Source organism: Actinomycetospora sp., assembly GCF_055612215.1.
Map to the genome: position 1 here is coordinate 1 of NZ_JBVPVA010001117.1, position 7,416 is coordinate 7,416.

The window sequence follows — 7,416 nt, forward strand, 5'->3', positions numbered from 1 at the left end:
CATGGCTACCGGAGACAAGATCGACAACAAGGCCGACGAGCTCAAGGGCAAGGCGAAGGAGACCGTCGGCAAGGTGCAGGACGACGACGAGCTCAAGGCCGAGGGCAAGGGCGACCAGGTCAAGGGCAACGTCAAGCAGGCGGGCGAGAAGATCAAGGACGCCTTCAAGGGCTGATCGGCCCACCCGCGCACACGACGGGGGCCCGGCCGATGCGGCCGGGCCCCCGTCGTGTGTCCTCGGCTCAGTCGGCGAGCCGCGCGATGGCCTGCGCCCACAGGAAGTACTTGTTCGTCCCGAGGTCGCGCACCGTCGTGATGTTGAACGCCTCCTTGAGGTGCTTGGCGTCGTCGTCGCTCACGCCCTGCAGCGCGGAGACCGGCGCGTCGGCCAGGTCCCCGATCGGCTTCTCCTCGTACTCCTTGTCCAGCTTCGCGTCGATGAGTCCCATGGCGACCTCCTGCGGATCGGGTGCGGCTTTCCCGGCAGCAGTACCCCGCAACGGCGGCGCTACGTCCTCCCGCGGGGTGAACACCGCAGGGCGCTCGACGGGCGGGGGCCTCCGGGCGATCAGCGGGACCCCTGGGGTCCGGCCCGCTCAGTACCCGCGCTGGTAGCGCTCGCCGGCGAAGCCGTAGACGGGAGTGCCGTCCGGGTCCCGGCGGTCGAGGCGGTGCACGGCGTAGATGTTGATCCCGGGGATCGAGCCCCCGTTCAGCCCGTCGACCGGCATGCGCGGGCCCTTCTCGACGAGCACGAGGTACTCCTCGGGCGGCGACGCGCTCTCGGCGATCCGCACGTCGTGCTCCCCACGACAGGGGCCGTTCCGGAGCCGGATCCGCATCGACCTTCCCCCTCTTCCCGGTCGGTCCGCTGCCGGCCATCGTCGCACGATCGCGCCCGACGGGGAGATCGACGGCACAGCGGGAGGTGTCCGAGTTTTCCTTGACGTCACACACCACGGAGCGGAAGCATCGGCCCGTCGATCATGCCCCCCGTGGTCGACACCAGCCCGGTCGGTGTCCCCCCGCCGGCCGGGCTCCTCTCCTTCCGCGACGACGCGCTCGTCGCTACTCCCCCCGAACGGGTGATGCCCGTCGGGCACCGGTGTCCGCGGCGACCGCGTCCGGCCGTTCACCGACACGTCCGCTCCCGTGGTCCCCACCACGTGTGAACGCGCCGGCTCCGGGCATCCTCCCGGGGAGTCGAGGCGCGAGGTTCTCGGGACGAGGAGCGACGTGGACGACGGCGACACGCTGCGGGATCTCGTCCGCAGCGCCCGTGAGGCGTTGGACCGGCTCGGTCGCGCCCGGGTCGCCTGCCCCGCGGACGTGGACCGCTTCGACTGGTCGGCCGACCTGCTCGACGAGCTCGCCCGGGTCGCGCTCCAGGTCGCCGAGGCGGCCGCCACGCTCGCCGGGGAACGCGACGCGGACGTCGACGCCCGCGCCCGGGACCTCGCCACCGCGATCGTCCGTCGCCGCAACGACGCCCTCACCCCGCTGCGGCTCGCCACCGGCCGGGTCGCCGTCCGGTCCTGACGCGCGGCTGCGACGCACACCGGTCCGGCGTCAGTACCCTGCGGCCCGTGACCGGCTCCCCGCCCGCCGACACCATCGGCCGGCTGCTCGTGCGCTGTCCCGACCGCCAGGGCATCGTCGCCGCGGTCGCGTCCTTCCTGTCCGCGTCCGGGGCGAACATCCTCTCGCTGGATCAGCACGCGACGGCCCGCAGCGGCGGCACCTACTTCCAGCGCACCGAGTTCGCGCTGGCGCACGGCGGCCTCGACCGCCTGCGGACCGCGTTCGGTTCCGACGTCGCCCGGGGCTTCGGGATGGACTTCAGCGTCGCCGACGCGGGCGTCCCCAAGCGCATCGGGATCATGGTCTCGAAGATCGACCACTGCCTGCTCGACCTGCTCTGGCGCACGCAGCGCGGCGAGCTCGACGTGTCGGTCGAGGTCGTCGTCTCCAACCACCCGGATCTCGCGCCCGCGGTCGAGCAGTTCGGCGTCCCGTTCGTGCACGTGCCCGTCACTCCGGAGACGAAGCCTGAGGCCGAGGCCCGGCAGGCGGAGCTCCTGCGCGGGGTCGACCTGGTGGTGCTCGCCCGCTACATGCAGATCGTCTCGGGCGACCTGCTGGCCGCGGTGGGCGTCCCGATGATCAACATCCACCACTCGTTCCTGCCGGCCTTCGTCGGGGCGGTGCCCTACCGGCGGGCCAAGGAGCGCGGGGTCAAGATCGTCGGCGCCACCGCGCACTACGTCACCGAGGACCTCGACGAGGGCCCGATCATCGAGCAGGACGTGATCCGGGTGAACCACCGGCACTCGACCGCCGACATCACCCGGCTCGGGGCGGACGTCGAGCGCGCGGTGCTGTCCCGCGCTGTGCGCGCCCACTGCGAGGACCGGGTCATGCGCGACGGGAGCACGACGATCGTCTTCTAGGTGCGCTCCGCGCTCGTGAGCACTTTCCCGTGTCATAGGACGGAAAAGTGCTCACGAGCCGGAGGCACCTCGTTGGGGCAGGATCGAGGGCGTGCGCATCGTGGACTGGTCGGACGGCGCCGACGGGGGCCCGGCGGTGGTGCTGCTCGACCAGCGCGCCCTGCCCCACCGGACCGAGTACCTGCAGCTCACGACGGTGGACGCCGTCGTCGACGCGATCCGCAGCCTCGCCGTGCGCGGCGCGCCCAGCCTCGGCGTCGCGGGGGCCTTCGGGGTCGCGCTCGCCGCGCACCGGCACGCCGACGACCCGGCGAGGGTGCGCGCCGAGGCCGAGCGCATCGCGCGGGCCCGCCCGACGGCGGTGCCGCTGGCCCTCGGGGCCCACCGCGCGCTCGCCCGTCTCGACGACGGCGCGCCGGCGGTCCTCGCCGACGCCCGCGCCGTCGCCGCGGACGCCGCCCGGGTGAACGCGGCCGCCACGTCGCGGGCCGCCGACCTGCTCGAGGCCGGGTGTCCCGGCCGCCCGGTGCGCCTGCTCACGCTCTGCAACACCGGCGACCTCGCCTGCGGGGAGGGCGGGAGCGCCCTCGGCGCGGCGCTGCGGCTGCACGAACGGGGCGCGCTGGCCGAGGTGCTCGCGTGCGAGACCCGCCCGCTGCTGCAGGGCGCCCGGCTGACCGTCTGGGAGCTGGCCCGGGCCGGCGCCCCGCACCGGCTCTGCGTCGACTCCGCCGGTCCCGCGGCCCTCGCGACGGGGCTGGTGGACGCCGTCGTCGTCGGGGCCGACCGGATCGCCGCGAACGGCGACGTCGCGAACAAGATCGGCACCTACATGCTCGCCTGCGCGGCGGCGCGCTCCGGCGTGCCGTTCCTCGTCGTCGCCCCCGAGGAGACGGTCGACCCGCACACCCCGGCCGGCGCCGGGATCGTCGTGGAGGAACGCGCCGCCGACGAGGTGACCGGGTTCGGTGGGGTGTCGACGACGCTGCCGGGCACGCCGGTGTTCAACCCGGCCTTCGACGTCACACCCGCCGAGCTGGTCAGCGCGATCGTCACCGAGCACCGCGTCTGGTCACCCGCCGACGTCGCCGCGGCGCGGCCCCCGGCGAGCCGGGTCGGCTAGCGGGGCCGCAGCAGGGCCGCGGTGTCGTAGGTCCCGATCACGACGCCGCGCGCCAGTTCGGAGAGCCGCTGGTTCGTCCGGCGGGCGTGCTCGCGCAGCCGGGTGAAGGCCTCGTCGAGACCGATGCCCCCGCGCTCGGCCAGGACGCCCTTGGCCTGCTCGATCACGACCCGGCTGGTCAGGGCGGCCTGCAACTGCTCGGTGAGGAGCTCCCGCTCGCGGGTGTTGCGGTCGGACAGGATGGCGATGGTAGCCACGTCCGCCAGCGCCTGGCCGACGTTGAGGTCGGCCTCGCTCATGACGAGCGGCTCGCGGTGGAACAGGTTGAGAGCGCCGATCGTCTGCCCCCGCAACCGCATCGGCAGGGCGTGCACCGCGCCGAACCCGTGCTCGCGCGCCCGGGCGCTGAACCGCGGCCAGCGGGACTCGACCGACAGGTCGTCGACCCGGACGACCTGGCTGGTGCGGAAGCAGTCCAGGCAGGGGCCCTGCTGGGACTGGATCTGGAACAGCTCGATCAAGTGGGCCTGCTCGCTGGAGGCCGAGACGACCTGCAGGCTCTCGCGCTGGTCGGTCAGGAGCAGCCCGGCCGCGTCGGCCCGCAGCAGCGTGACGCAGTCGGCGCAGAGCCCGTGGAAGAGCTCGATGACGTCGTAGTCGTCGACGAGGGTGTCGGCCAGTCTGACGAAGGCCTCGACCAGCGCCGCTTCTCGAACCACTGGTGTGTTCATGAGTGCTCCTGGCCCTCGCGCTCGTCGTCGTCTCCGTGCTCGCGGGTGGGTCGCGGCGGCGGGCGGCTGCTCCCGGCGGGATCGTCGACGACGGTCCGCCACGATCCGTCGGGCTCGAGCCGTCGCCGACGGGTCACGACGTCGGCCGCGATCTCGGCGATCCCGCGGTCCTCGAGGAACGCGGCCGCCCGCAGGGCCGCGAGGGCCGCGGGGGCCGTGGTGGCGGCCTGCGCCATGAGCATGCCGGTCGCCTGGTGCACCTCGGCGTGCGCCAGGGCGGACCCGTCGTACCCGTTCGATCGCCTCGGAACGGTCGGGGCGACCCGCGAGTCGAGGTGGTCGAGCAGCGCCCACATCGCCGCGTCCGCGGCGAGTAGGGCACCGGCCAGCTCCCGGTCGTCCAGCGGTCCCGGCCGGTCGCGGTAACAGTCGAGCACCCCGAGCCGGCTCGCGCCCGCCTGGAGCGGGAACACGTACATCCCCCGCGCGCCGGTCTCGGCCGCCGCGGCGGCGAACATCGGCCACCGTCCCTCGTCCACGGCCGCGATGTCGGCGACGAGGACCGCGCGACCCGTCGTGAACGCCTGCACGCACGGGCCCTCGCCGAGGCTGAACTGCAGCTCGTCGATGCGCGCCGCGCCGGGGCCGGTCGCGCACACCGACTCCTGGCCCTGGGCGCCGTCCATCACCGTGATCGAGGCCCCGGTCATCGGCAGCCAGGTCACGGCGGCGCGGCAGACCGCGAGCGCCGCATCCGCGGAGTCCGCGGACAGCGCATCGCTCAGTGCCCGGCTGAGGCCGACCTGGTCAACCACGCCGCGCGCCCGTCGGGCGGGCCCGGGACGGCGTGCGACGCCCAGCCTCGATCCACATCGCCCCGACCTCCCGGTCCTGCCGTCGCGCTCGGCGATCCACGACGAATCGTGTGCCGCGCCCGACGAGGTCCGGGTCGAGTCTCCGTGCCCTCCCGACCACGTCCGGCCGACCGAGGGTGATGTCGACGCTACACGGCCCGTCACTCGCCCGGACGCCGCCGGACCGGGCGCCGACGACGACGGGACCCGACACCCGGGACCGGGCCGGCGTCCCGTACGCGGGGGCACCGGGCGGGTCGGTCCGGGGCTGCGCTCCGGCCCGTTCAGGCCATGCCCAGTCCGTCGTCGAACCACGCGGCGAGGGTGAGGGACCGGTCCCCGGCCAGCTCCGTGAGCGTGCCGTACACCGCCTCCGCGTGCTCCCGGATGGTGGCGAGGGGCAGCCCCCGCAGCGTGGGGAGGTCGACGAGGGGCTGCGCGAGTCGCGTGAGCTGCTCCACCCCCCGGTCGGTGAGTCCCTCCGCGACGAGGTCGGGCATCGCGTCGAGGACCGCACGGGCGGCCACGCAGACGCGCGCGAGGTCGATCGAGCGCGGCGAGTTCGTGCTGGTGGCGGACGTGGGCGTGGTCGTCATCGGACATCCCTCACTGCTGGGTGGCGGTCCTCGAAGGGGGTGGTCACGACCGGTCGCGGGTCGCGGACCGACCCAGCAGCAGGTCGTCCGTCGGCGAGGCGGAGAGGACCGCGAGTGCCGCCGCGTGGAGGGAGATGCCGGCCTGCGAGGCCCGGTGGCGCAACGCCCGTGCGCTCTCGTCCGTGGACAGACCCCGGACCCGGGACACCAGGCTCTGGGCCCGGTGGACGTCCCGGCTCGTCTGCTGCTCGTGCGGATTCCTGCCAGCCATGTCAACCCCACCGTCCGAAGCCGCTCCCGCCGTTCTCGAGAGCCGGGGCCGACGGGGTCCAGGTCGACGACGGCCAGCTTTGCGCATGGGGATCGCGACGTCCAGCCGTGATCAGGTTCCGACCGACCGTGATCGCTCGAAGGCACCGGAACCCTTGACGCGAGCGGTCGTACAACGTGAGGATCGTTGAACAATCGGCCCGATCGTAGGAGGCGCCGTGATCCCCGACCCCGGTCGAGCCACGCCCGCCGAGGCCCGCGCGCTGTTCCGCGACGGCCTGCGCACCCCCACCGCCGGCTGGTGCACCGGTCGGACGCAGGCGAACCTCATCGCGGTCCCCCGGGACGTCGCCTACGACGTGCTCCTCTTCTCCCAGCGCAACCCCAAGGCGTGCCCGGTCCTCGACGTGACCGAGCCCGGCGCGACGGCCACGCCCCTGTTCGACGGGGACCTGCGCACCGACCTGCCCGCCTACCGCGTCTACGTCGACGGCGAGGCCGCGGGCGACGTCGGCGACGTCCGCGCCGAGTGGCGGGACGACCTCGTCGCGTTCCTGATCGGGTGCTCGTTCACCTTCGAGGACGCGCTCCTCGCCGCGGGCGTGCCGATCCGCCACATCGAGCAGCGGCGCAACGTGCCCATGTACCGGACGACCGTCGCCTGCCGCCGGGCCGGCTCCCTCGGCGGGCCCCTCGTCGTCTCGATGCGGCCCGTGGCGCCGGAGCTCGTCGCCACCGCCGTCCGCGTCACCGCGCGCTACCCCGCGGTCCACGGCGCGCCGGTGCACGTCGGGGACCCGGCCGCCCTCGGCATCACCGACCTCGACCGTCCCGACTTCGGCGACCCCGTGGACGTCCTCGACGGCGAGGTGCCGGTGTTCTGGGCCTGTGGCGTCACCCCGCAGGCGGCCGTCATGGCCAGCCGGCCGCCCCTGGCGATCTGCCACGCCCCCGGGCACATGGCCGTCACCGACGCGCGGGACACCGACCTCGTCATGCCCTGAGGCCCGGACACAGCGAAGGGGCCGCCGGTACCCGGCGACCCCTCTGACCTGCTCGTCCTCGTGCGCGCCCGAAGGGATTCGAACCCCTAACCTTCTGATCCGTAGGCTCCTCTCGGGGCGCTGCCATGGTTCAGGGTTGTCTCTGAGCTGGGCCTTCTCGCTGCCTGGCACTGCCCCGTCTGACCCGCGATCGGGACCGTTGCTACACGCCGCTGCTACATGCCGGCGGCCCGTCCACCCGTCGCTCGCCGTCTCGCTCACGCGCTCCTGATCAGCAGGGCTGCCCTGAGTGGCGGCCGCCTTGGCGCGCCCACCGTAGGTGCCCGCGTGCTCCTGCCGCGATGTCGCGCGCCTGCTGACGATTTCGCGCGTGCGGGCCGGCCTCCTC

At 74.0% G+C, this 7,416-nt stretch carries 11 protein-coding genes; 5 read left to right on the forward strand and 6 right to left on the reverse strand.

Going from position 1 to position 7,416, the window contains the following annotated elements; translation table 11 throughout:
• The first annotated feature begins 1 nt into the window (after position 1).
• Entirely contained in the window at positions 2-175 is a 174-nt protein-coding gene (locus AC0CYZ_RS30015; protein ID WP_472221777.1) for a CsbD family protein, read from the forward strand.
• A 67-nt stretch (positions 176-242) separates the two neighbouring features.
• Here AC0CYZ_RS30015 and AC0CYZ_RS30020 read toward each other — a convergent pair whose 3' ends face one another.
• Both AC0CYZ_RS30020 and AC0CYZ_RS30025 read right to left on the reverse strand, forming a co-directional pair.
• Entirely contained in the window at positions 243-449 is a 207-nt protein-coding gene (locus tag AC0CYZ_RS30020; protein WP_472221768.1) for a hypothetical protein, read from the reverse strand.
• A gap of 147 nt (positions 450-596) precedes the next feature.
• The gene (locus tag AC0CYZ_RS30025; RefSeq protein WP_472221769.1) at positions 597-797 is read right to left on the reverse strand and encodes a hypothetical protein; all 201 of its coding nucleotides are present in this window, start codon (positions 795-797) and stop codon (positions 597-599) included.
• A 439-nt stretch (positions 798-1,236) separates the two neighbouring features.
• Between AC0CYZ_RS30025 and AC0CYZ_RS30030 the strand changes: the two genes are divergently transcribed.
• The 3 genes from AC0CYZ_RS30030 (at position 1,237) to mtnA (ending at position 3,573) form a co-directional block, all read left to right on the forward strand.
• Positions 1,237-1,539: a hypothetical protein gene (locus AC0CYZ_RS30030; RefSeq protein ID WP_472221770.1), complete on the forward strand. Its 303-nt coding sequence runs from the start codon at positions 1,237-1,239 to the stop codon at positions 1,537-1,539.
• A 47-nt stretch (positions 1,540-1,586) separates the two neighbouring features.
• Entirely contained in the window at positions 1,587-2,450 is an 864-nt protein-coding gene (gene purU, locus AC0CYZ_RS30035) for a formyltetrahydrofolate deformylase (RefSeq protein ID WP_472221771.1), read from the forward strand.
• Between the two features lie 91 nt (positions 2,451-2,541).
• Complete coding sequence (gene mtnA / locus AC0CYZ_RS30040; protein ID WP_472221772.1) at positions 2,542-3,573, forward strand: S-methyl-5-thioribose-1-phosphate isomerase; 1,032 nt, start codon at positions 2,542-2,544, stop codon at positions 3,571-3,573.
• Here mtnA and AC0CYZ_RS30045 read toward each other — a convergent pair.
• The 4 genes from AC0CYZ_RS30045 to AC0CYZ_RS30060 form a co-directional block, all read right to left on the reverse strand.
• Positions 3,570-4,304, reverse strand: a complete 735-nt coding sequence (locus AC0CYZ_RS30045) for a GAF and ANTAR domain-containing protein (RefSeq protein ID WP_472221773.1) — start codon at positions 4,302-4,304, stop codon at positions 3,570-3,572. The genes mtnA and AC0CYZ_RS30045 overlap by 4 nt on opposite strands.
• On the reverse strand, positions 4,301-5,119 hold the full coding sequence (locus AC0CYZ_RS30050) for a GAF domain-containing protein (protein WP_472221774.1): 819 nt from the start codon (positions 5,117-5,119) through the stop codon (positions 4,301-4,303). Before AC0CYZ_RS30050 ends, AC0CYZ_RS30045 begins: the two co-directional genes overlap by 4 nt.
• A gap of 323 nt (positions 5,120-5,442) precedes the next feature.
• Complete coding sequence (locus AC0CYZ_RS30055) at positions 5,443-5,754, reverse strand: hypothetical protein (RefSeq protein WP_472221775.1); 312 nt, start codon at positions 5,752-5,754, stop codon at positions 5,443-5,445.
• A gap of 43 nt (positions 5,755-5,797) precedes the next feature.
• Entirely contained in the window at positions 5,798-6,025 is a 228-nt protein-coding gene (locus tag AC0CYZ_RS30060) for a hypothetical protein (RefSeq protein ID WP_472221776.1), read from the reverse strand.
• Positions 6,026-6,245: 220 nt separating this feature from the next.
• On the opposite strand from AC0CYZ_RS30060, the gene AC0CYZ_RS30065 reads away from it, so the two are divergent.
• The gene (locus AC0CYZ_RS30065) at positions 6,246-7,028 is read left to right on the forward strand and encodes a putative hydro-lyase (RefSeq protein ID WP_472221778.1); all 783 of its coding nucleotides are present in this window, start codon (positions 6,246-6,248) and stop codon (positions 7,026-7,028) included.
• The last annotated feature ends 388 nt before the right edge of the window (positions 7,029-7,416 follow it).

What these genes read in the sequence shown, in the direction of transcription:
- AC0CYZ_RS30015 (WP_472221777.1), top strand. Translation starts at nt 2, where the DNA reads ATGGCTACCGGAGACAAGATCGACAACAAGGCCGACGAGCTCAAGGGC.
- AC0CYZ_RS30045 (WP_472221773.1), bottom strand. Translation starts at nt 4,304, where the DNA reads ATGAACACACCAGTGGTTCGAGAAGCGGCGCTGGTCGAGGCCTTCGTC.
- AC0CYZ_RS30020 (WP_472221768.1), bottom strand. Translation starts at nt 449, where the DNA reads ATGGGACTCATCGACGCGAAGCTGGACAAGGAGTACGAGGAGAAGCCG.
- AC0CYZ_RS30060 (WP_472221776.1), bottom strand. Translation starts at nt 6,025, where the DNA reads ATGGCTGGCAGGAATCCGCACGAGCAGCAGACGAGCCGGGACGTCCAC.
- AC0CYZ_RS30055 (WP_472221775.1), bottom strand. Translation starts at nt 5,754, where the DNA reads ATGACGACCACGCCCACGTCCGCCACCAGCACGAACTCGCCGCGCTCG.